The following is a 23,018-nucleotide window of genomic DNA, read 5'->3' on the forward strand; positions in this document are numbered from 1 at the left end:
TCCAACCTCGTGTTGATATGTGTCCGGCCTGCGCCGGGATTAGCTACCGCTTGTGGGTACGCACTTAGAAGCTGTGATAGATGCCGACCCGCAGATCCGTCTGATTGCCCGTCAGCGACGGCTGGAAACTCGCGCCGATCACCGCGTCCACGCCGGCCGACGCCTTCAGGTAATCCCCCGACACATAGAGCTCCGTGCGCTTGGACAGCAAATACAGCGCGGCCGCCGTCACCTGGTTCCAGGTGTGGCCCTCGAAGCCCGTGTGCTGATAGCCGCCGACCAGCTCGAACGCTGGCGTCACCTGCCAGGTCGCGCCGCCTTCGTAGACGTGCATCACCGAAGTCATGTCGAGATACTTCAGGACGGTGTCGCTGAAGTTGCCGAACAGCGTGACATCGCCGATCGCATAGGACGCGCCGATGCCGAGCGTCCCAAGCGAGCGGATCTGGAACGCCGGTGCGAGGTCGGTCGCGGTGTTGCCGGTGACGCTCGCGACCGTCTGGCTGAAGAACGAGTGCACGCCGATTTGCGCATAGGGGTCGATCGTCGGCGTCGCGACATGCGTGTACGCGGCTGCGACCGTCAACGGGCCGTTGGCGTACTGCGCGCCAACACTCCAGCCGCTGTTGTCGTGAAAACTGCCCGGCGTATTGCTGAAGCCGTACATGCCGCCGAACGTCAGGCCGCCGAACAGCGTCGGGCTCATGTACTTGATCGAGTTTTTCAGCCGGTCGTTGTTCGTGTGATCGAAGTCGCCCTGGTGGATTGCATAGCCGCTGCCCGCCGAACCCACGTTGAACTGGCCGAAATACTCAGCGCTGAAATCGAACTGGTTACCCATCGAGATCGTGCCATAGGGCGACTGGATGCCAACCCAGGCCTGCTGCCCGAACAAGGTGTTATCCTGGTTCAGTTGGCCGTTGTTCACGTTAAAGAGCGAGGACAGCTTGAACACCGTCGAGTAGCCACCGCCCAGATCCTCGTGGCCCGAGAGAATCCACAGGTTCGGAAACAGTACCCCGCTGTCCATCCTCGTGTTGGAGGAGCCACCTTCCTTCGTGACGTATGTGATACCGTCGTCGAGCCTGCCCGACAGCGTGACGCTGCTCTGCGCCAGCGCCCCGGTGCTCAAAGCAGCACCCACCAGCGCGGCTATCATCGTTCTCTTCATCTCCACCTTGCCCCTCCATTTTCCCGGCCTTCAGCCGATGTTGATCGCAATCGCACTTTTACTTATTTGTACTACGAACTATTTTTTATACTGCTTCAGCCCCACTGAACCGGCGGCCGTCACGCCAGGCAGACCCGAATCCATACTGGCTCACGCTGTCGGTTCGATTCGCCTGCGCCGCCTTGGCGAGATCGATCTGTGCCGCATCGTTGACTCAATGTTAGCCACGGTCGGCGCAGAGGCCTTCGTCGATCAGTCTCGCCGCTTGTCAAATCGTCTCTTTGTTACGTCTGAAATACGTGTCAAGGCGCGCTGAAACGGATGCGCGATCAGCGCTTGCGGCTGCCCTGCCGCCGCGCGAGCGCGTCGGCCAGCACCGCCAGCAGCAGAATCGCGCCGACCATCATCGGTTGCCAGTTCGCGTTGAGATTCAGCAGGTTCATCCCGTCGATCACGAGCGAAAGGGTCACGCAACCAAGCAGCGTGCCGAACAGCGTGCCCGTACCGCCGAACAACGAGGCGCCGCCGATCAGGATCGCGGCAATCGCCGGCAGCAGGATCGGCTCGCCCATCGCGGAATCGGCCGCGTTCACGCGCGCCAGATAGACGACCGCGGCGATACCAGCCATCAGGCCACTCATCGTATACACCGCGATCCGCCTCGCGCGCACGGGAATGCCGGACAGTCGGGCCGCCTCGGCGTTCGCGCCGATCGCATAGATCTCGCGGCCGAAATTCAGGCTCGCGGTGACGAGCGTGCCGCCGATCAGCACGATCAGCATCATGTAGACCGGCAGCGGCACGCCGAGCCAGAACCCGGTGCCGAGCGCGCGAAACCCCGCCGGAAAACCAAAGATTTCGTTACCGCCCATGTAGTGAAACGCGAGCCCCTGGATAATCCAGAGCATCCCGTAGGTCGCCAGGAATGGCGGCAGCCTCAGCAGCGTGACGGCCAATCCGTTAAGGAATCCGATTGATGTGCCACACCCCATCGCGGTTGCGACCGCCAGCACGGGCGAGCCGCCGGCTTTCATGGCTCCTGCTGCAAGGCACGCGGACAGCGTCAGGTTCGCCGCGATCGACAGATCGAAGCCGCCCGAGAGGATCACGAGCGTGAGTCCGGACGCCAGCAGGAACATCAGGCTCGCCTGCCGCAGGACATTGAGCAGGTTCGCCGACGTCGCAAAGCCGTCGGTCGCGACAGTCAGCGCGAGCACCATCGCGGCCACCAGCAAGATCCGGTAGATCAGCGCGGCGGTTTCGTCACTGGCGTGACGGCGGACATCGAGGCGGCCGACGTGGTTCATCAGGAAACGGGCGGGATTCTGGATACTCATGCGGACGCTCCGAGGAAGCGGGATTTACGAACGCTGTCGACGAGAATGACGAGCAGGACCAGCACGCCGACGGACACCACCTGCAGCGACGACTCGACGCCAAGCAGGTTGAGCGCATTGCGCAACATGCCGATTGTCACGACGCCGAGCACCGTGCCGGCCAGCCAGCCATCGCCGCGCTCGAACGAGGTGCCGCCCAGCACGACAGCGGCGATCGCGTCGAACTCGATGCCGGTTGCGGCAGTGGGCTCGGCCGCGTTCATCCGCCCGACGAGGAGCAGCGCGGCAAGCCCGGCGAAAAGTCCACTGAGCGCGTAGATCGCGATGTGGAAGGCCTTCGCCTTGACGCCGGCCAGCGTCAGCGCGTCACGATTGCCGCCGATCGCGAATACGTAGGTGCCGAACTTCGTGTGATAAAGCAGCACGTGTATGAGCGCCCACGCCATGAGTGCGCAAACGACTGGAAAGGGCACGCCGAAGACGGTCATCGCGTAGAGCTGGGCGAGCGCGGGCGCCGCGACCACGACGGCGTTGCCGTCGGTCAGCACCAGCGCAATGCCACGGGCGATGCCGAGCATGGCGAGCGTGACGACGAACGGCGGCAAGCCGAGTTGCGCGATCAGCACGCCGTTCACGCCGCCCGCCAGCACACCGACGGCGGCGGCCGCGAGCAGCGCGGGCACGATGCCGGTGCTGCCGCCACCTAAAGCGAGCGCCTGTGCGAATACGACGCCGGAGAGGCTCAGCACCGCGCCGACCGAGAGGTCGAGCCCTTCGCTGAGGATCACGAGCGTCATCGGCATCGCGACCACGACGAGCATGGCGATTTGCAGGCCGATGTCCGAGACGTTGCCGCCCGAGGCGAACCCATGAACGCCCATTGCCGAGACAGCCGCGAGCACGACGCTCACCCATACGATGGACGGCAGCGGCCGCCGCGGGCGTACCGCGCGCGGCGCCTGCAGTGGTTCAATCGTTGCCATTCTTAGTCCTCCTCATGCATGGCGAGCGCGAGGATGTTTCGCTCGCTCAACCGGTCTTTGGGCAGTTCGCCGGAAATGATGCCTTCGCGCATCACGTATGCGCGATCGCATACGTGCACGATCTCCGCAAGCTCGGAGCTGATCAGCAGCACTGCGGCCCCCTCCTCCACGAGCCGTTCGATCAGCGCAAAGATTTCGGTCTTCGCGCCAATGTCGATGCCGCGCGTCGGTTCGTCGAAAATGAACAGCCGGCATCCGGCGCTCAGCCATTTGCCGATGACGATCTTCTGCTGGTTGCCGCCGCTCAGTAACTGCGCGCGCTTGCCCGGATCGCCCGGCGCGATGCGCAGCGACTCGATCAGCGCGCGCGTCGCAAGCCGCGCCTGCTCCGCGCGGTACCAGCCCTTCGGGAACAATCGCCACAGGCTCGCGGCCAGCAGGTTCTCGTGCACCGAGCGCGTCAGCGCGAGCCCTTCCTGCTTGCGGTTCTCCGGAATCAGCCCGACGCCGCGCGCCGCCACCTTGTGCGGCCCGCCCGTCACCCGTTCGCCGAAAATTTCGACCTGGCCGCCCTGGATCGGGTCGGCGCCGAACACCGCCCTGACCACCTCCGAGCGCCCTGCGCCGACGAGCCCCGAGAGCCCGACGATCTCGCCGCAGCGCACGTGCAGATCGACGCCCTTCACGCCGGTTGCGGTCCTCAATTGCTTCACGTCGAGCGCCATCTCGCCCGGCTTGCCGACGTAGCGGCGCTGATAGACGGTGCCGACCGAGCGGCCGACCATGAGCGCGATGAGTTCGTCGGGCGTGGTCTCGGCGGCCGCCATCGATTTCACGAGGCGTCCGTCGCGCAGCACGGTCACGCGATCGCCGAGGTCGAACACCTCCTTCATCCGGTGCGAGATGTAGACGATCGCGACACCGGCATCGCGAAGCTTGTGCACGACCGCGAACAGCGCATCCGCCTCGCGCTCCGAGATCGCGGCGGTCGGCTCGTCCATCACGAGCACGCGCGCCTCGTGCGACAGCGCCTTCGCGATCTCGACCATCTGCTGCTGGGCGACGCCAAGCTCGGCGGCCTCCATGCGCGTGTCGTACGCGAGCCCAAGCTCGCCGAGCACGGCGGCGGCATCCGCATGCATGCGGCGATGATCGATGAGGCCGATCCGGTTGCGCGGCTCGCGCCCGAGATAGATGTTCTGCGCGATCGAGAGGTGCGGGACCAGTGAGAACTCCTGAAAGATCACCGCAATGCCAAGCCGCTTCGCATCGGCGGGTGAGCCGATCGCGACGGGCTGGCCGTCGAAGAAAAATTCGCCGGCGTCGGCGCGGTACGCGCCGAACAGCACCTTCATCAGCGACGATTTGCCGGCGCCGTTTTCGCCAAGAAGCATGTGCACTTCACCGGGATACAGTTGCAAGTCAACGTCCGACAGCGCGCGAACGCCAGGAAAGCTCTTGCAGATCCCGCGCAGTTCGAGCCGCGGCACGGTGCTGGCATCAATCCTTGTTTGCATGTCTACCTCTGCAGTGCGAACGACGCGCGGCGAATGCGCGACACGGCTTGCGCCGCGCGTCGTCGGGTCAGTTGCTGACGACGTTGTCCCATTTCGGGCACTGCCGCTGGTCGCCCGGCAGTTCGAACGGCGCATAGTTCGTCTTGTCGATGACGATGCCCTTGATCAGCAAGGTCGACGGCACGCTTTCGTGGCGCAGCGTGCGCACCGCCGCCATCGTCGCGATGCAGCCCATCTTGAAGCCGTTGAATTCAGCCGTCGCGAGCAGACGCCCGTCCTTGATCGCCTTCACCGATTCCGGCACGCCGCCGATGCCGACGACTTTCGTATCCTTGCGCCCGGCGGCTTCCAGCGCCTCGATCGCGCCCATTGCCATCACGTCCGCCGCGGCCAGCACGCCGTCGATCTTCGGATTCGACTGAATCAGGTTTTCCGTCACCTGTAGCGCCTGCAACCGCTGGTAGTTCGCGGGTTGCGACGCCAGCAGGTGCACGCCCGGAAATTCCTCTAGCGCCTTCTTGAACCCGCGCATGCGCTCGTCGCTCGTGGTCGAGCCCTTCACACCTTCGAGAATCACCACGTTGCCCTTGCCGCCCATGCTCTTGAACAGATAGGTGGCGACGTCATGGCCGAGGTCGAAGTCGTCGGCGACGACCACGGAGGCGAACTTGCCCCCCGCGACCCGATCGTTGTAGTTCACGATCGGGATGCCGATCGAGTTGAGCTTCTCGATCTCAGGCACCACGCCGCGCGGGTTCACGCCCATGAACAACACCGCGCTGGGCTTCTTGACGCTCACGTCTTCGAGTTCGCTCAATTGCTCGCCCAGATCGTTCGGACGCGTGGGCGCATAGTGCGTGACGGACACGCCCATCTGCTTCGCTTGCGCGTCCACGCCCGCATGCACGAGCGCGAAATGGGGATCCACCTGGTTCTTGTAGAACGCTGCGAGGGTCTCGTTCGCCGCAATCGCGGCGTTGCCTCCGGCCAACCCCAATACGATGACGCACGCGGCTGCCATGCGTGCGCCGGCCTGCCTGCCTGACACTGCCTGCTTCTGTTTCAAGTTCGTCTCCTTCCACCTGTTCGTCGGCTCTGTCCGCGCCTCCTGCGCCCGCCCGTGCAACGCCTTGCGCCGCACTGCCGGCCTGCCAGGAAGCCCATTTTTATGCAACCGTTTGCATTAGAGGGCAAAAAAACCCTGAATGACGTGCACCGGGCGGGCTACGGAGAATGCATCGTGTCACGCCCACGTCGATCATTTTGCAAACGTATGCATATGCTACTGCTGCATAATGACTTGTCAATGCGTATTCACCGCTGAAAACGCTGGGTTTTTATTGCAACATTGAAAGCAATCCTTTGCATCGATACAATCGGCACACACCCACCGACCCGTTCCATGACCACGACATCCGATACGCGAGGCGCGCGGCGCATCACCATCCGCGAAGTGGCGGCGGCCTCCGCCGTCAACATATCGACCGTCTCGCGCGTGCTGAATCCCGCAACGCGGCACCTGATCGGCGACGAAGTCGTGCATCGCGTGCTGGCCGCCGCGAAGTCGCTCGGCTACCGGCAGAACCGCCTCGCCGCGGCGCTGCGCGGCGGGCGCTCGCGCGTGATTGGCGTGTGCTTGCCGGACATCGAGAACCCGGTGTTTCCGCCCATCGTCTGCGGCATCGAGGAAGCGCTCGCGGCCGAGGGCTACGGCGTGCTGATCTCCAATATCGCCGGCAAGCCGAAGGACCAGGAACGCCTGATCGAGCAGATGCTCGAGCGCCAGGTCGATGGGCTCGTGCTGGCGACGGCGGCACGCCAGGATCCGCTCGTACAGCGCTGCCTTCGCGACGGCATTGCGGTCGTGCTCGTCAATCGCGGCATCGACTGCGGGCAGGCACCGGAAGTGGTCAACGACGATTTCCTTTCGATGCGGCTCGCGGTCGATCATCTGGTGCGGCTCGGCCACACGCGCATCGCGCATCTGGCGGGGCCGGCGCGCCTGGCAACCGGCCTGTCACGCTTGCAGGGCTTCCAGATCGCGGCACAGCAGCATGGCGTCACGGGGAGCGTCGTCGTCGAAGCCGCGGAATTCACGCGCGAGGCCGGACGTGCCGCGTGCGAGCAACTCCTCGACGCGCATCGCGACGTCACCGCGATCATCGCGGCGAACGACCTGATCGCGCTCGGCTGCTACGACGTGTTCGCCGCGCGCCGGATCGCGTGTCCCGGCGCCATCTCGCTGATCGGCCACAACGACATGCTGCTCGTCGACATGCTGAATCCGCCGCTGACCACCCTGCGCATCCAGCATCGGGAGATGGGGCGTCAGGCCGCCAGGCTCTTGCTCGGGCGCATCGCGACGCCTGACGCCTCGCCGCTGCGCGTCACGCTGCCGCCGGAGCTGATGATCCGCGGCTCGACAGCGGCGCCGCGCGCCATCGCATCGAGCCACAAGCGCTAACCTCGGCGCTAACCTCGGCGCTACCCGGGCGGCCCGGCCAGCCATCGGTTGGGCGCCTCGCCGACGCTTGACTTGAAGAACGTCGAGAACGCGCTCGGCGTGAAGCCGAGCTCGCGCGCCGCGGTCGAAACCGGGCTGCGCCATTGGCTGAAGTCACAGCGCCTCGGGCCGCGCCAGCGGCATCGCAAGCAGGATCATCGCAGGGCGCGCGCCGCGGTTGTGCAGCGCGCGCCGCGCGCCGGGCGCAAGCCGGCACGAGTCGAAGCGGCGCAATGCGACTTCGCCCTCGACCGTCTGCACGCAGACTTCCCCGTCGAGCACCACGTAATGCTTTTCCACGGGCGATGCGCTCATCGACGTATGCCCGCCCGGCTCGATCGTCGAGACGCCGAGCCACAGCGATTGCGCGGGCCCGGCCTCATGACCCTGCAGCCGCACGCAGCGCATCAGGAAATGCTCGCTCGGAAAATACTGCGGCGCGTCGCCGAAGCGGGTCACGTTCATGGCTTGAGCAGCACGCGCTGCGCCGCGCCGCGATACACGGCCTGATAGGCGCGCGCCGCGTCGTCGAGCGCGAACACGTGGTCGCCATCGACCGGGAACGGCTTGAGCATGCCGCGCTCGAACGCGGGCAGCAGCGTGTCGAGAATCGCCGCGCCGGCCTGCGCGTCGAGCGCGAGCGTATCGATCCCGACATAGGTGTGCTGGCCGCGATAGAACGCGAAGATGTCGAATGGCACCGGCCGCTCGATGGTCGAGATGAAAATCTGCGTGCCGCGCACCGCCATCGCGTGATTCGCGCGCTCGAAGTACGGGCTGCCGACCGTGTTGTAGACGATGTCCGCGCCGTGCCCGTTGGTCGCGTCGCGCACGACCTCGTCGAGCCTGGCCGACGACGCATCGATCATCCGCACCTGGCCGTTCGCGTGGCCGAGATACGGCTGGCCGCTGCGCTCGACGCCGATCACCGTCGCGCCCGCCATCGTCGCGAGCTGGATGGCCGCTTGCCCGACTTTGCCGTTCGCGCCGAGCACCAGCACCACGTCGCCCGCCTTCGCGCCGCCGGCGCGCCGCAGCCCCTCGAATGCCGTGATGAACGGCACGCCGACCGCGCCGGCTTCGTCCATCGTCAGATTCGCCGGCTTCTCGCGCACGCTCTGCGCGGGCACGACGAGGTAGCGCGCATGCGTGCCGTCGCGCCGGATCCCCAGCTCCCCGCCGCTGCCCCAGACGGCCTTGCCGACGAGCGCCGCCGGCCCGTCGACCACGCGTCCCGCGTAGTCGCGGCCCGGCGTGCGCGGCCACACCGCGTGCGGCATGAAGCCGAGCACGGCCTTCACGTCGCTCGGGTTGACCGCCGCGCTCGCGATTTCCACCAGACACTCCGCCGCGCCGAACGCGGGCACGGACTGGGTTTCGAACTGCAAGGCCAGGGCGTCGATATCCCGGCTTTTTTCCAGAACGCGAACGCTCTTCATCGTGTTTTCTCTCCTGCTGATGGGTGCAACGATTGACGAAATGGCTGACGCAACTTCACGCGAGCCCGAGCAGCTCGCGCGCCTCGCGGCTGGTGACCACCTCGCCGCCGAGCATCGTCACGATGTCTTTCGCGCGCGCGACCAGCGCCGCATTGCTCTCGGCCAGCACGCCCTTCTCCAGATACAGGTTGTCCTCGAAGCCGACCCGCACATGGCCGCCCGCCAGCCACGCCTGGGCGACCATCGGAAACTCGAAGCGGCCGATCCCGAACGCGGACCAGATCGCCCCGGGCGGCAGCAGGCCGCGCGCATAGAGCAGCGTCTCGGGCGAGGCCGCGAAGCCGTACTTCACGCCCGCCACGAAGGTCCAGAGTCCGGGGCCTTCGAGCACGCCCGAGGCCATGAGGTCACGTGCGAGGTGGATGTCGCCGGAATCGAAGATCTCGAGTTCGGGCTTCACGCCCGCCTCGCGAATCACGTGCGCCATGCGCGCGACGGTCTTCGGCGTGTTGATGACGACTTCCGCGCCCGAGTTCATCGTGTTCAGGTCGAGGCTGCACACGTCCGGCTTCAGCTCGAGAATGTGCTCCACGCGCTTTTCGGGCGGCAGCAGCGTCGTGCCGGGTGCGGCGATCTTCGGATCGTCGTCGCTCGGGACGAAACGGCCGCCGGGGCCGGTCGTCAGGTTGATGATCAGCGCTTGATCCACGGCGCGAATGCGCTCGATCACCTCGCGGTACAGGCTCACGTCCATCGACGGACGCCCGGTCCGCGGATCGCGCACGTGGATGTGCACGGCGGCCGCGCCGGCCTGCGCGGCCTCGAGCGAGGCGGTCGCAATCTGCTCGGGCGTGACCGGCAGGCGCGGGTGCTGGTCCGGACGTGTGATGTTGCCGGTGACCGCGCAGGTGATCAGTGTCTTGCGTGCGTGCATGGGGTTTCCTCTCAATTCAACCTTCTGCCGCCGTCGACGACGATCGTCACGCCGGTGCTGAACCTGAGTTGCGTCGCGCAGGCCTCGATTGCCGCCGCGACGTCGTCGGGCGCGCCGATCCGGCCGAGCGGCGTGGTGGCCGCGGCCTTCGCGTTGAAATCGTCGCTGCGCCCCGGCACGAAGCCGGTATCGACCACGCCCGGCGCCACATTGAGCACGCGGATGCGCGGTGCAAGCGCACGGCCGAGCGCGCTCGCCATCACGTCGAGGCCCGCCTTCGCCGCGCAGTACGCGATGTTGCTGCCAACGCCCGTCGTCGCCGAAATCGACGACACATTGACCACGAGGCCGTCGCCGGACGCGTCGAGCAGCGTGCGAAATGCACGGATCGCCGCGAACTGGCCGCGCCAGTTCACCTTCATGATGTCGTCGATCAGGTCGTCGGTCAGCGCGTCGAGGTCGGCGTGCCGGACCGGCTTCGTGAAACCCGCGGCATTCACGAGGATGTCCGCGCGCCCCTCGCGCTCGCGCACGCTCTCTGCAAGCGCGTTGAGCGCGGCGCTGTCCGTGATCGACGCGACGGCGCCGCGATGCCCACCGCCTGGCAGCGCCTCGGCCACGCGCCGCGCCTTGTCTTCGTCCTGCTGGGCGACCACGACCACGCGCGCGCCGGCTCGCGCGAGGCGCGCCGCTGTGGCGGCCCCGATGCCCCCGGTGCCGCCCAACACGACGGCTACTTTTCCCTGCAACTGGCTGGACACGGTCACACTCCTCGTCACTGGATGGGCGGCGTCGGGTACGTCGGCGTCCCCTCGGCCAGGATGAAATCGAAGTCGAGCGTGTAGTAGGCCTCGCGGTGATCGCCGTGCGGGCCGGTGCCGGCCTCGTGATGCTCGAACGTGCCGACGAGGCGGCGGTTCACGCCGAACACGACGTCGCTGTCCAGATGCTCGGAATCGTCGGCGAACACTTGCGAGACGAGCGTTGCATGACCTTCGGCGAAGATCGCGAAATGCAGGTGCGCGGGCCGATACGGATGACGCTGCTGCGCCGCGAGCATCGCCCCCACGGGGCCGTCCGTCGGCACCGGATAGCCGGCGGGGCGCACGCTGCGGAACGTGAACATGCCGTCCGCGCCCGTGCGGAAGCGGCCGCGCAAGTTGTGCTCGGGCTGGCTTGCGTCCTGATTTTCGTAGAGACCCACCGGCGACGCCTGCCAGACGTCCACCGTGGCGTCCTGCACGGGCCGGCCGCTCGTGTCGAGCACGCGGGCGTGGACGAACAGCGCCGCGCCAGGCGAGCCCTCGCAAGCGATGCACCGGCCGTTCTCGTACTCCGGCGAGCCGCCGCGATAGAACGGCCCCAGCAAGGCGCCCGGCGTGCGTCCGCTCTCGTCTGCGTTGTTCAGCAAGGCGACCAGCGTCGAGAACCCCAGCACGTCGGCGAGCAGCACGACTTCGTTGTGCCGCTCGTTGCACGCCTGGCCGACCGCGCGCACGAACGCGAGCCCCTGTTCGAATTCCGCGTCGGTCAGGCGCACCTGCTGCAGGAACGCATGGCCGTGCTCCACCAGTGCGTCCAGGATTTCCTTGAGACGCGGGTCCCGCGTGCCCGACATTGCGGCCTTCACGATCGACGTAACCGAGGCCACGTCGTTGATGATGCCGCCAGGCTGATCCGAATTTGCCATGATGCTCCTTAATGCAATCGTTTGCATAACATGTCGCCAATATACACGCCATCTCTGGCCCAATGAATAGCTCGTTAACCCTGAAAATTGGCGCTTAATTTTCCTGTTCGGGTAGGTCTTTATAAGCAAACGTATGCAGTACCATATCCAGGCCCGCTCTCCCCATCCGGGTGGACTGCAGATTGATGTAAAACGCCGAAATCTGGAAGATCGCACAAACCGTACGCCCTAACGTCTCCATTACGCCCGACTCGATCAGGCAGATATCAACGATCAGGAGACGTCCCCGTGAACACCGGCACACATGAAACTTCTTCCTCACTCGACGCCCACCAGCCAGCCGAACCGTTCGACATGATTGTCGTGGGTGCCGGCGCTGCCGGTCTGGCCTGCGCGCTCTTTGCCGCCTGGCAGGACAACAGGGTCCTGTTGCTCGAAAAGGCGCCGGAAGTCGGGGGCACAGCGCGCAAGGCGGCTTTCTGGTACTGGGTGCCCAACAATCGCCCACTGCGCGAGATGGGCATCGAAGACCGGAAAGAAGATTGCCTTCGCTACATGGCCCGCCTGTCGCGTCCGGAGGCCTACAGCCCCAACCTGCCCCGTTTCGGCATGACGCAATGGGAGTACGACATGTGCGAGGCGATCTACGACAACGCGAGCGTTGCCGCGGAACTGCTCGCGCAGAAAGGCGCCCTCGAATACCGCCACTGCCCCGATGTCGCCGATTACTGGGCGGAATTGCCAGAAGACAAGGCGCCGCGCGGACGCGTACTGCTGCCGAAAGGCGCGTGCGAGTCGATGTCCGATGGCGGCGCCGTGGCCGTCCAGTCGATGCTGGAGGCGGCGCGCAAGGCGGGCGTGGTGGTGCGGACCAGCGCCCGCGTGCAGCGCCTGCTGACCGACGAAACGGGCACCGTGACCGGCGTTCAGGCGCAACTTGGCGAATCCGGCTCAGCGGTATTCAACGCGCGCAAGGCCGTCATATTCTGCTCGGGTGGCTTTACGCACAACAAAACGATGCGCAAGAACTTTCTCAGCGCGCCCGTATTTGGCGGCTGTGCCGCCCGTTCCAACGAAGGCGATTTCGTGCGCATCGGCACGGCCGCCGGCGCCGAACTGCGCAACATGAACTATGCCTGGATGTGCCCCATCGTCCTCGAAAAAGCCCTGCGCGAAGATCCCGGCCTGATCGGCACGTTTTCGGCCTCTGGTGATTCGATGATCTACGTGAACCAGCATGGCCAGCGCGTGACGAACGAGAAGCTGGCCTACAACGAAGCCGCGCAAGCGTTCTTCAGCTGGGACCCGGCCAGCTCGTCGTACCCGAATCTGGTCCTTGCCGCCATCTGGGACGCACGCAGCCAGCAACATAGCGCGAGCACGGAATACGGGCGCTTCATCGTACCGGAGGGGTCGGACGATGCCCATGTGATCAAAGGCGAGACCCTCGCGGAACTCGCGCGCAACATTCGAGCACGCGTGGCCGAACTCGCGCCGCAGATCGGCAATCTGCACTTCGGCGAAGACTTCGAAGCGAACCTGGCCGCGACGGTCGAGCGCTTCAACGGGTTCGCGCGCAGTGGCCGGGACCTCGACTATTATCGAGGCGAGCGGCCGGTCGAAGTGCTGTTCAATGGCCCCGCTGCAACCGCGCCTGTCGCGCCGAACCCAACGATGTACCCGATCAGCGACACTGGGCCCTACTATGCGACGTTGCTCACCGGCGGCAATCTCGATACCAAGGGCGGCCCGGTGACGAACCGTCATGGGCAGGTGCTCGATCACGAGGGCGCGCCCATTGCCCATCTGTACGGGGTGGGCAATTGTGTCGCGTCGCCATCGGCTCGTGCGTATTGGGCGGGCGGCGCAACGCTCGGGCCTATTCTCGCATTTGCCTACCTTGCTGCGCACAGCGCCCATAACGAAGCCCCCGCTTGCGTTGCTACGCGTCGATCGACATTCGACGCGCTTTAAGCCTCACATTATCGTCATCACATGGAGGAAATCATGGCACTGACCATGCAAACAATGACCGACGAGCAAAGGAAATCCGTCGCCATCGAATATCTGAAGGCGTTCGACAATGGCGGCGTGACGTCGACGGGCGGCAGCATCCTCGACCTGTTCGCTGAGGATGCCCAGGTATTTTTCCCTAAATGGGGCGTGGCCAACGGCAAGGAACAGATCGGCAAACTTTTCGGCGACGTCGGCGGCACGCTGAAGTCGATCGTGCATCACTACGCGCACTTCAACTGGATCTTCTCCAGTGGCGACGTGATTGTGTGCGAAGGCACGAGTCACGGCGAGCATCGGGACGGTCCATGGCGTGCCGGCGTTCCCGCATGGGGCGCCGGTAACTGGTGCGACGTGTTCGAGATTCGGGACTGGAAAATCCAGCGCGTCTACATCTATCTCGACCCCGATTACGCGGGCAAGGACACGGCTCGTTATCCGTGGTTGAGCGCAAAGTGACGCCGACGGCTCATCACTTTTGACCGGCTCTCGCATGGCGCGGTGTCATGCCGCGCCGCTGCGAGAACAGCGTGGTCATGTGCTGCTGGGAGGCAAACCCGCAGGCGGCTGCCACGTCGCACAGGGGCATGTCGCTTTCGCGTAGCAGTTGCATCGCCGCGTCGAGACGCCGCTCGACCACGAGCCGATACAAGGACTGCCCTGTCCTCGCCTTCACTGCATCGAACACCGAGCGCAGCGGCAAGCCAAGCTCGTTTGCGAGGTCGGCGCAGGTGATCGTGGAATCGATATGGTCACGAATGTAGGCTTCGAGTTGCTCGAACCCTGCGTCGGTGAGCCTGGGCGGCCGGCGGGGTGCGGTGCGGCTCAGGGCCTGCACCATTTCGACATGGACGAGCGTGGAGAGGCACTGCATTTCCCACGGGTCGGGGTGCGTGCCGCCCATCAAGCGCGTGCGTGCGTAACCAATCAGATGCCTGAGCCCTTCCCCGCCAATGTTTTCCCGATTGTGGCTCGCAGCGCGTTCGATCGCCTGGGCATAGCTGAACGCGACGAAACCCTCGGTGACGTTCGTCGCGTCTACCCGCAAGTGGCTGCCGCGAGGATGGAATGACGCCGTTTCCGGCGCGAAGGTCAGTGGCCTCGCGGGCTCGTCGTCATACTGCGTTTGCGTGACGATGCGCCCGAAAACAAGACAGATCGTGTCGGAGTCCGCCGTGTAATCGAGCGTGTAGGGTTTCGCGCCCGATCGCCAGTATGCGAGCCCCGGCGACCCGGATGGCGGCACGCCAAATTGCTCCATGCCGCGCCAGTTCTCCGCAATCGTCGGCTCTCCCATCGGTGTCTCCTGCAAAGGCTGCGGGCGCGCCCTGAGCGTCGGCACAATCAGAACAATGTATGCAAGCCAATGCGCACGGCTGTCTGATTTTCGGAACTAGATGCGCCATTGGCATCCAGCACACCATTTATCTGTGCGTTTGCGCCGCTATTTGCTCGTTGGTAGTCCGCAGAAACGTAGACCATCGTTCGCTTCGTCAGTAAATACTGAGCGGCGACGCTGACCTGGTGAGCATGGTTGTTGCTCACAGCTTCGTTACCCTTCATATACATGTATTTTGCTCCGAGGAACACGTCGGGCCTTAGCTTCCACCCCCCTCCTGCTTCTGCCATCCATACGCCAGCACCGTTGAAGGAATTGTGCACGGTTGTCACTAGCGCCTTGGCAGTGAGTGCGCCGAACGTGTAGTGCATGCCGGCGCCCCAGTTGCGCACGCTCGTCGAAGGTATACCGGCGGCCGGACCGTACTTCTCGTTGGTGTACGCCGCACCCGCGCCGAATGGCCCCATCTCGTAGTTCAGGCCGACGCTGACCGTGTTGTCCGCGCCGACAGAGCCGGCCACTCCGCCGAAGGCGTACATCACCCCGCCCGAAATCCCCGCGAAAGTGGGCGAGCTATATTTGACCGAGTTCGCGACGGGCTTGCTGCCTGCGGTGCGGTCCCAATCAAAAGCACCCGTCGGATTGTTCGGTAGCGCCAGGCGCTGGAACGGGCCGTTACGGAAACCATAGAGACCCGTCAGGTCCATCGAAATCGCATTCCCCTTGGAAAAAAGGGAATCCACCATGAAATCGTACTGATTCCCGAGCGTGAGACTGCCAAGGCGATCGCTTTCGAGTCCGACATATGCGTTCCGCCCGAAGATGCCGCTTCCGATGATGCCGCCGTTAGCCATTGAGAACTGGTTGACCAGTGCAAAGGTTGCCCGGTATCCACCACCCAGGTCCTCGCCCCCGCGAAAGCCAAAAAGATTCGGGGTGAATATGCCATCGTCAAATTTGGCGTTCTTGCCTCCGCCTTCATTGCTCACGTATGTTATTCCGGCATCGATGAGACCGAACATCGTTACGCTACTTTGAGCCCAGGCACCTTGGGCCAGCACGAGAAATGTGAGTGCTCCAAACCGTAGTTTCATTTTGTCTCCGTTGATTTTCATTTATGTAATTCGTTCTACCATCGCGTCTGCTCGCCCGCCGCGAGTTCGGGTCGCATCGAACGGCGTTGCAGCACCGCTGGCGCGGTCTCCTTCAAAAGCACGCTGACCAGGATGCCGAGGACGACTGCACACATCGGCAGCCAAAGAATGTTCTGGATGCCGAAATGAGATGCGACATAGCTGCCCATCGCCGGGGCAATGCCGCCACCGAAGATTTCGCCAACGCCGACTACCGCGCCAATGGACGTCGAGACGAGTCCGACGGGGGCCGCCTCGGTTGCCACCGGCCCGGACAGCAGCGAGACCAGGCCGAGCGTGAAGAACGATGCGACGAACAAAACAGCGAACAGCGCAAGCGGCTGTGCGCCGAGGCCACGAAAAATATAGAGCATCACCGCCGTTCCCGCGAAGATCAGGGCTGCGAAGACGCCCCACGACAGCCCAAGCACACCGATGCAGTTGCCTACGTCCTGCGCCGTCAGGTTGAGGTCCTTCATGATTGAAGGAAACAGCGGTGCGATGAGCCAGCGGTCCAGGCCGACCAGCCCGAAGCCAAGGGCCAGCAGCGTCACCGCCTTCCATTCGTAGGAGGTGTCCCATTCGTTTGCTTTCATTTACGTCTCCTTGGACATTGGATCCCCGCGCATGCGCCGGGGGCGTCCATGCCTGGGTCAGTGCCGATGATTTTTGCGTGCGAAGTCAGTCGCGAGGAATGGTCGAGCGTCTCATCAGCGCGAAGCGCCCTGGATTCACCCGGCCAACGCCACAAAGATAGATGCAAGGCTTATTAGTCGGGTATGGAAGAACCCGCGAACGCGACATTCGCGAATCGCGAATAATCGGTGTGTGCAAGCGAAGACGTCCTCTGGAAAGCACGACGCGACCATCGAAAGAAGAAATGATTGCTAAATCGCCGTGTCCAGGGGAATCCCTCGTAGACATGGAAAGGCGAGCGCAGCGGGGCTTTCCAGACTGCCTTACCGCGACAGATCTGAACCCCGCCCGCGCGCCGCCTGCGCCGCAGACAGTGCAGTTTCGAAGCTCAGCGCTGCATTCTCGAAGCGCTCCGCTCCGACATCGAAGCCCCAGCGTTCAAGCGCCGGCTGCGGAGCCATCCCGAGTTCAACGAGCCGATGCTGCGTATCGAGGACGGCCAACACCGCGTTCATCATCGCGGCCGGCATACCTCCCGTAACGTCCATCGTCAGGCCACCGTCGAGAACACTGGGCGCGAATGCCGCGCTTTTTGCGTTCAGTTGCAGTGCGGTGCGCATCGCGGTGGCGGCCGCCTGCGCGCTCGCGCCGACGGTCCAGAACGCCGGATCGCCGAGACCGACCAGGAGGACCGCGTCGGCAGCCACGCCCACGGGCGGGCGGCTGATGAGCAGCGTCTCCATCGCTGTGGCAGCAAAATATCCGTCACGTCTGAGACCGGTCAGTGCGCCCGACAACGCCGTATCGAGATGCAACAGCCCACCTACCGGTCCGCCAGGCGTCACTTCGTGGGTAAACATGCAGACACAGGAAAGCTCGACTTCAGCGCGTGCACCATCCCAAGCAGCGGCCTCGAACGAAATCCCTCGCCATTTACCGATCTCGCGGCGCAGCGGCATGATCGCACTCCTATGGATTAGAACCTGACCCATTACCACGCCGCAGCTTCAGTACGCAGTTGCGTACCTGACCCACGACGCAGCCGGCGTGTAAGATTTGGCATGCAATTATGGTTAACGATCGCGTAATACTGCTGGAGGCAATGTTATCGGACCAGAAGACAACCACAAACAGAACAAATGGAATAGAAGTCATTCCATATTGACCCGCCCCGGTATCGCGCTACCATGTCAACGCTCTTCACGTCATTTCGAAAGAATGGAGCTGCTTCCATTCGGCTTTCCATGCAAACACTCCCTGACCTCGAAGCGTGGGCAATCTTCGCGCGCGTGCTCGAAACCGGTTCGTTCGCCAAGGCCGCCGAGTCGCTGGGCATCTCGCAGCCGACCGTATCGAAGGCCATTTCGCGGCTCGAGCGCAAGCTCGGCACCACGCTCCTCTATCGCAACACGCGCCAGCTTTCGCTCACGCCAACGGGCGAAATCGCCAAAGCGCGCGCCATTCGCATCCTGACCGAAGGCGAAGCCGTAGAGGCGGAAGCATCGTCGCAAGCGACCCAGCCACGCGGCATGGTGCGCATCACCGCGCCGATGTCATTCGGCATCCGCCACCTTGCACCGTTGATCCCCGCGTTTCTCGAGCACTACCCGGAAGTGGAAATCGACCTCACGCTCACCGATCAGATTGTCGATATGGTGGCGGGCGGCTTCGACGTGGCCATTCGCATTGCCGAGCTTGGCGATTCGCCGCTGCGCTCGCGCCGGCTTTGCGTCGTGCATCGTCCGTTGGTGGCCACGCCAGCGTATCTCGAGCGTCATGGGCACCCCACCCACCCGCGCGACCTTTCGCAGCACGCATGTCTCATCTATACGAATCTGCCCACGCCCGAGTTATGGCAATTTCGCCATACTTCCGGCGAAGAATTCTCCGTGCCCGTGAAGGGCCGAATTCGCAGCAACAACGCCGACGTGATCGGCCCGGCACTGCTCGCGGGGCAAGGTCTCGCGTTGCAGCCGGAATTCATCGTTTGGGATGCGCTAAAGGCAGGCTTGCTGGTCGATGTACTTCCGGACTGGCGGATCAGTCAGATCAACGTGAATCTCGTCACGCCGCCCAACATCCTGCGTCCCGCACGGGTGACGGCACTGCTCAACTATCTGTCCGAATGGCTCGCCGCGGCGCCATGGGCCAGCGCCGGAGCCTGAGCGCGGCACGGCCTACCATCCATACTTGAGCTCGACGCCCGCGTAATCGGCGTTGTGCCCGCCCGCCTGGCGAAGCGAGTTGCCCACCTGGAAATGCACGGCTTCGATCGCCCCAATCAGGTTCGGTTCGATCGTCCAGTCCGCGCGCAACTGCACGTACATGCCGGTCCACAGACTGCCCTTGCCCGCGGTGCCCGGCACCACCTGATTCGCTTGCTGATACACGGCGTCGCCGGTCGTCTCGCGCCACTGAAAACCGAGTGCTGCAAGCAGCGCAAGGTCGTTCGTCGGCTTGAGCGTGATGGACGGCTTGATGTGAATAAGGTTCGAATATCCCGTATAGCCTGCGAGCGTAAAGTAGTAGCCGTTTGGAAACAGCGTATTGAACGTCTCGATGCGGCCGTCGTGCGGGTGCCGGTCGCCCGACGCCGCGTCGATCTGCACCGCGATGTGCGGCGACCACGGCAGGTCGAGCTTGTAGCCCGCAATCGAGCCCACCGCCCAGGCGAAGATCGTATTGTTGCCGACCGTACCCGTCTGCAGCATTGTTTCGACATCCCAATCGAATCGATCGTGCGAGCCGAAGTAGCGCACATCCCAGACGTCGCGGCGCTCGGGGCCGCGTGCATCGAGAAAGTGCGCGTTGCTGCGGTTATAGCGCGACCAGTAGCCGGAAAGGTCTCCCGGTCCGACTGACTTGCGTTCGAAACGCACGCCGCTGAAGGTGAGATCGCGGTTCGAGACGTCATCGAACACCGTGGCGTCGCGGTTCTGCACGGGCTGCGTCGCGTAGGCGATAAAGCGCCACTTCTGGTATTCATAGTCGGCCCAGATCGCGTCGTAGGCCTGGCGCACGTTCGGACCATCACGCACGGAGATGAATCGCTGAAGGTCGAATGCCATCTCCTGGCGGCCAACACGGAACTTGAACGTGCCGCCACCCAGCGCGCCAGTGTAGGTGACGAATGCCTGTTCGAGTTCGAGAGGGTTCTTGTCCACCGGCGTGACCACGTTCTTGCCGAACGCGCGTGCGTCCTCGAATTGCACAAAGAACTGCCAGTGATCGGCAAGATGGGCATCCGCATGAACCTGGACGCGTTGGATCAGATACGTATCCGACTGGGTGCCAATGCCGAACAGCGGAGCGTTGTTGCTCTCCACACGCTCGCGCAGGTTCACCCCCAACGACAGGTACGAGGCGGGATCGCCGCCAAGCGGTATGTACTTGAGGCTGTCGAGCGGCTTGCGCGGCACACAGGGATTCGCGAGCACCGACCAGTCTTCCTGCCAGCGATTGAATAGCACGGCGGGCCGTTTCGCATTGCATGTGGCTGCCGACGAACTGGCAGCCGCTGTCACATTGGTCGCGGCCGTCGCGCTGGCCTGCGCGGGTGCAGCGGCAGACGCACCCGCCGCTTCCGGGGCCACGGTCACGCCGGCGGTGGGTTGTGCGGCCGTGTCCGCGAATGCCGGGTCCACACCCACTAGCAACAGGCTCGCGAATGCCGTGACACTGGCGGCCTTTTCGAATTGACGCCTGCGCATTGCAGTCGACATGATGTATTCCCTTGTCTTTAACTGCATGTTGTTATGTGCGCCCGCCGGTTTATGCGGGGCGGGGAGCGAGCCCGGAGCCAAGAGTCATTTCCCAGGCTCCCCAGGCTCCCCAGGCTCCCCAGGCTCCCCAGGCTCGCAAACTCATGCGTGCCCGGGTGCGGCCGCCCGCTCGTGCTCTCCCGTGGTCGCTGCGAGAACCACGAGTGCGCACGCCGGCGCGAGCAGCGCCCAGAAGCCCACATAGCGGTAACCCAGCGCACCGGCCATCGCACCGATGGCGAACGCAACGATTGCCGGCATCATCTTCGCGAAGCGCGCGCGCGCCGTCGCGCGCACACTTTCGTCCGTGCCCGCGGACAGCATGTCGACCACATCGAGGATCGCCTGCGTGACATTGCCCGTCATCACGGTATTGGGCACGCCGGGTCGGTTGATGAGCTTCGGATGCGCATTCTGAATGCCCATCGCAAACGCGCCAACCACGCCGGCCACGATGGCCGGCAGGCTGTCGGGCGTGCTGACCGGCGTCGCCCAGATGCCCGCCAGGCAATAGCCGAACATCAGCACAGCCTGGACCGCGTGGAGCAGGCGCGCGCCCTGACGCGCATGCTGCCCGGAAAGCGAGCGCACGAGCAGGCTGCTCAGCACGACGCCGCAGACAAACGCCGGAAACACAATGAGCTTGAGCATGACGCCCTGGCCGAAGCCCGCGACGCCCGCGCCGATCAGCACGAAGTTGCCCGTCACGTGCGCGGTGAACAGCCCGAACAGCGCGACGAAGCTCAGCGTGTCGACATATCCGGCAATCGCGGCAAGGATGGTGTCCTCGGATTTCATTTCGACACGCTGGCGTGGATCTCGGCGATATAGCCGCCCGGGAACTGGACGATCGCGGCTTCGCGCCCATCCGAGGTGAACGGCGGCACGAGCACGTTCACGCCCGCGGCCTTCGCCTTTTGCAGCGTCTCGTCGAGATTCGATACTTCGTAGCCCGTAGTTTCTCTTCCGAACGGGTAAGACAGATGGCCGTCGGTCACGAGCACGGTCATCTTGCCGAAGCCCGATTCGATGCGAATGCGCCGATAGGTGTCGTTCGGCCGGCCGATTTCGATGCCAGGCGCCTTGAGGTCATCGGACACCACCTTGCCGTGCGAGAACTTCACGAAGTCGTGCACCAGCTTGGGCAGGCTTTGCGGCGAGACGTAGACACGGTTCTCGGGAACCGTCTGCAGCGCGTCATAGTGCGGCGCCTGGGTATGCCAGTACAGCTGCATGTTCACGCCGCCCGGCCACTGGATCACCACGTCGCGGCCAATCGGGTCGGGGAAGGGGTCGACGATCACATCCGCGCCATGCGCGCGCGCCGCCTTCACCGCCGCGTCCATGTCGGTCACGAGATAGCCCGTGCGCTCCGCGCCGAACGGGTACGGTGTGGGCGTCTTGAAGCCGAACACCGAGATCGTGCCCACCGGCGTGAACACGAGCTGCGACATCGTCTGGCTGGGCGTCGGCGTGACCTGGAAGACGCCCTGCTTCGACTTGCTGCCGCCGAACGTCGCGACGAAGCTGTCAGTGAAGCGGTCGTAATCCTCGGGCGCGACGTACACGTGTGTCGTGTCGTACTGCGGACCGACGGCGACGGCTGGCGTCTCGGGCGTCAGCACGGGCGGCTTGGCGAACGACGCCGGTGCGGCGGCGAGACCTGCGGCGATCGTCAGCGCGAGCCATGCCGAGCGAACTGTTTTCATCACGGGATTTCCTATTGTTTCATCGTATTGTTCAATCGATCAGGCGCCGTGATCGCTGGTCCTTCTTTGCTCATCGCCGAGCATCGTCGCGAGCACGAGCGCCGCGATCAGACCCAGATGCTCGAAAAAGCTGTTGAGCGCCATGAAGCGCGCGATGCCGGTCTGGTTCCAGAAGTCATTTGCGACCAGCATTGCGACGACGGTCAGCATGCCGAGCCCGCCCGCACCTATCCACGTAAAGCGGCGCAACACCACGCACAGTGAACCGATGATCTCGACAGCAACAGCCAGCGCTGCCCAGAGCGCCGCCGGGTGCAGGCCGAAATGCGCCTGCTCCGCGATCGCGCTGTCGAAGTGCAGCGCCTTGTTGATGCCGCCGATCAGGTAGGCCGACACGAGCGCGAGACGCGCGAGCGGGCCAACCCACGGCTGCGCCAGGATCGCGTGGATCCATGCAGGATTGCTGCGCCCGCTCAATGCCGTCATGTCAGATCGCCCAGCAAGAGCAACCGAACGCGCCCCAGAAACCCTTCACGTCCGAGGTCGGCAATGCGCTGCCCCAAGCGCCCGCGTGCGCATGACCGTGCACGTTGCACGCGCTCGCGCAACCGCACATTGCCGCTGCGGCAGCACGCGCGAGCGGTGCGCCGTCGCGCTGCATGGCGTTCGAGCCGCCCCATGCACCGTAGCCGCCATACTGGCGCACCGGCGACCAGTCGGGCATCGCCGGTGGAATCGGCGCATCGTGTTGCGAGAACGGCCCCGCGCCCCAGACGATCCTGCCGCCGACCACCGTCAGCAACGCGGTGGTGTCGGCGATATCGTCCTCGGCACACGCGAAGAAGTCGCGGTC

General features: G+C 64.3%; 22 protein-coding genes and 2 pseudogenes. 5 read left to right on the forward strand and 19 right to left on the reverse strand.

Annotated elements, in window-relative coordinates:
- Window positions 1-64: 64 nt before the first annotated feature.
- On the reverse strand, window positions 65-1,171 hold the full coding sequence (locus L5014_RS33420) for a porin (protein ID WP_238468129.1): 1,107 nt from the start codon (window positions 1,169-1,171) through the stop codon (window positions 65-67).
- A gap of 37 nt (window positions 1,172-1,208) precedes the next feature.
- Here L5014_RS33420 and L5014_RS33425 point away from each other — a divergent pair, with 37 nt between their 5' ends.
- Complete coding sequence (locus L5014_RS33425; RefSeq protein WP_238468131.1) at window positions 1,209-1,487, forward strand: hypothetical protein; 279 nt, start codon at window positions 1,209-1,211, stop codon at window positions 1,485-1,487.
- Window positions 1,488-1,500: 13 nt separating this feature from the next.
- Here the strand turns inward: L5014_RS33425 and L5014_RS33430 are convergent, their stop codons facing one another.
- From L5014_RS33430 to L5014_RS33445, 4 genes are all read right to left on the reverse strand, one after another.
- Window positions 1,501-2,508, reverse strand: a complete 1,008-nt coding sequence (locus tag L5014_RS33430) for an ABC transporter permease (protein WP_238468133.1) — start codon at window positions 2,506-2,508, stop codon at window positions 1,501-1,503.
- Window positions 2,505-3,491, reverse strand: a complete 987-nt coding sequence (locus L5014_RS33435; protein ID WP_238468135.1) for an ABC transporter permease — start codon at window positions 3,489-3,491, stop codon at window positions 2,505-2,507. Before L5014_RS33435 ends, L5014_RS33430 begins: the two co-directional genes overlap by 4 nt.
- A gap of 2 nt (window positions 3,492-3,493) precedes the next feature.
- Window positions 3,494-5,008 carry a sugar ABC transporter ATP-binding protein gene (locus L5014_RS33440; RefSeq protein WP_238468137.1) on the reverse strand — a complete coding sequence of 505 codons (1,515 nt, stop codon included), beginning with the start codon at window positions 5,006-5,008 and terminating at the stop codon, window positions 3,494-3,496.
- 67 nt (window positions 5,009-5,075) lie between these two features.
- Entirely contained in the window at window positions 5,076-6,074 is a 999-nt protein-coding gene (locus tag L5014_RS33445; RefSeq protein WP_238468139.1) for a sugar ABC transporter substrate-binding protein, read from the reverse strand.
- Window positions 6,075-6,410: 336 nt separating this feature from the next.
- Between L5014_RS33445 and L5014_RS33450 the strand changes: the two genes are divergently transcribed.
- On the forward strand, window positions 6,411-7,472 hold the full coding sequence (locus L5014_RS33450; RefSeq protein ID WP_238468140.1) for a LacI family DNA-binding transcriptional regulator: 1,062 nt from the start codon (window positions 6,411-6,413) through the stop codon (window positions 7,470-7,472).
- Window positions 7,473-7,625: 153 nt separating this feature from the next.
- Here the strand turns inward: L5014_RS33450 and L5014_RS33455 are convergent, their stop codons facing one another.
- From L5014_RS33455 to L5014_RS33475, 5 genes are read right to left on the reverse strand one after another with little or no spacing between them, the layout of a single operon-like run.
- Complete coding sequence (locus tag L5014_RS33455) at window positions 7,626-7,976, reverse strand: cupin domain-containing protein (protein ID WP_238468142.1); 351 nt, start codon at window positions 7,974-7,976, stop codon at window positions 7,626-7,628.
- A complete protein-coding gene (locus tag L5014_RS33460; protein ID WP_238468144.1) occupies window positions 7,973-8,950 on the reverse strand; it encodes a quinone oxidoreductase family protein in 978 nt (325 codons plus the stop codon). The genes L5014_RS33455 and L5014_RS33460 overlap by 4 nt, the downstream gene beginning before the upstream one ends.
- Before the next feature lie 55 nt (window positions 8,951-9,005).
- Window positions 9,006-9,884, reverse strand: coding sequence for a beta-keto acid cleavage family enzyme (locus L5014_RS33465; RefSeq protein WP_238468146.1), 879 nt, complete (start codon window positions 9,882-9,884; stop codon window positions 9,006-9,008).
- An 11-nt stretch (window positions 9,885-9,895) separates the two neighbouring features.
- Entirely contained in the window at window positions 9,896-10,645 is a 750-nt protein-coding gene (locus L5014_RS33470; protein ID WP_420800179.1) for an SDR family NAD(P)-dependent oxidoreductase, read from the reverse strand.
- A 14-nt stretch (window positions 10,646-10,659) separates the two neighbouring features.
- Window positions 10,660-11,574 (reverse strand): dioxygenase family protein, encoded by a 915-nt coding sequence (locus L5014_RS33475; RefSeq protein ID WP_238468151.1) that lies wholly within the window; start codon window positions 11,572-11,574, stop codon window positions 10,660-10,662.
- A gap of 288 nt (window positions 11,575-11,862) precedes the next feature.
- Here L5014_RS33475 and L5014_RS33480 point away from each other — a divergent pair, with 288 nt between their 5' ends.
- Both L5014_RS33480 and L5014_RS33485 read left to right on the forward strand, forming a co-directional pair.
- Entirely contained in the window at window positions 11,863-13,548 is a 1,686-nt protein-coding gene (locus tag L5014_RS33480; protein WP_238468153.1) for an FAD-dependent oxidoreductase, read from the forward strand.
- 33 nt (window positions 13,549-13,581) lie between these two features.
- On the forward strand, window positions 13,582-14,046 hold the full coding sequence (locus tag L5014_RS33485; RefSeq protein WP_338019373.1) for a nuclear transport factor 2 family protein: 465 nt from the start codon (window positions 13,582-13,584) through the stop codon (window positions 14,044-14,046).
- Window positions 14,047-14,059: 13 nt separating this feature from the next.
- Here L5014_RS33485 and L5014_RS33490 read toward each other — a convergent pair whose 3' ends face one another.
- From L5014_RS33490 to L5014_RS33505, 4 genes and pseudogenes are all read right to left on the reverse strand, one after another.
- Complete coding sequence (locus L5014_RS33490) at window positions 14,060-14,884, reverse strand: AraC family transcriptional regulator (RefSeq protein ID WP_238468155.1); 825 nt, start codon at window positions 14,882-14,884, stop codon at window positions 14,060-14,062.
- Between the two features lie 47 nt (window positions 14,885-14,931).
- Window positions 14,932-16,020, reverse strand: coding sequence for a porin (locus L5014_RS33495; RefSeq protein WP_238468172.1), 1,089 nt, complete (start codon window positions 16,018-16,020; stop codon window positions 14,932-14,934).
- A gap of 35 nt (window positions 16,021-16,055) precedes the next feature.
- Window positions 16,056-16,451: pseudogene (locus tag L5014_RS33500) on the reverse strand (MFS transporter); the annotation flags it as partial.
- Window positions 16,452-17,018: 567 nt separating this feature from the next.
- The gene (locus tag L5014_RS33505; protein WP_238468159.1) at window positions 17,019-17,654 is read right to left on the reverse strand and encodes a M17 family peptidase N-terminal domain-containing protein; all 636 of its coding nucleotides are present in this window, start codon (window positions 17,652-17,654) and stop codon (window positions 17,019-17,021) included.
- A 285-nt stretch (window positions 17,655-17,939) separates the two neighbouring features.
- Between L5014_RS33505 and L5014_RS33510 the strand changes: the two genes are divergently transcribed.
- On the forward strand, window positions 17,940-18,860 hold the full coding sequence (locus tag L5014_RS33510; RefSeq protein WP_238468160.1) for a LysR family transcriptional regulator: 921 nt from the start codon (window positions 17,940-17,942) through the stop codon (window positions 18,858-18,860).
- Between the two features lie 12 nt (window positions 18,861-18,872).
- Here L5014_RS33510 and L5014_RS33515 read toward each other — a convergent pair whose 3' ends face one another.
- From L5014_RS33515 to L5014_RS33535, 5 genes and pseudogenes are all read right to left on the reverse strand, one after another.
- Window positions 18,873-20,417: an alginate export family protein gene (locus L5014_RS33515; protein ID WP_238468162.1), complete on the reverse strand. Its 1,545-nt coding sequence runs from the start codon at window positions 20,415-20,417 to the stop codon at window positions 18,873-18,875.
- Window positions 20,418-20,558: 141 nt separating this feature from the next.
- Window positions 20,559-21,254 carry a YoaK family protein gene (locus L5014_RS33520; protein ID WP_238468164.1) on the reverse strand — a complete coding sequence of 232 codons (696 nt, stop codon included), beginning with the start codon at window positions 21,252-21,254 and terminating at the stop codon, window positions 20,559-20,561.
- A complete protein-coding gene (locus tag L5014_RS33525) occupies window positions 21,251-22,165 on the reverse strand; it encodes a VOC family protein (protein ID WP_238468166.1) in 915 nt (304 codons plus the stop codon). The genes L5014_RS33520 and L5014_RS33525 overlap by 4 nt, the downstream gene beginning before the upstream one ends.
- Before the next feature lie 39 nt (window positions 22,166-22,204).
- Entirely contained in the window at window positions 22,205-22,651 is a 447-nt protein-coding gene (locus tag L5014_RS33530; RefSeq protein WP_238468168.1) for a DoxX family protein, read from the reverse strand.
- Window position 22,652: 1 nt separating this feature from the next.
- Window positions 22,653-23,018 (reverse strand): annotated as a pseudogene (locus tag L5014_RS33535) (amidohydrolase); the annotation flags it as partial.

The sequence above is a fragment of the Paraburkholderia tagetis genome, assembly GCF_022213065.1.
Classification (GTDB): Bacteria; Pseudomonadota; Gammaproteobacteria; order Burkholderiales; family Burkholderiaceae; genus Paraburkholderia; species Paraburkholderia tagetis.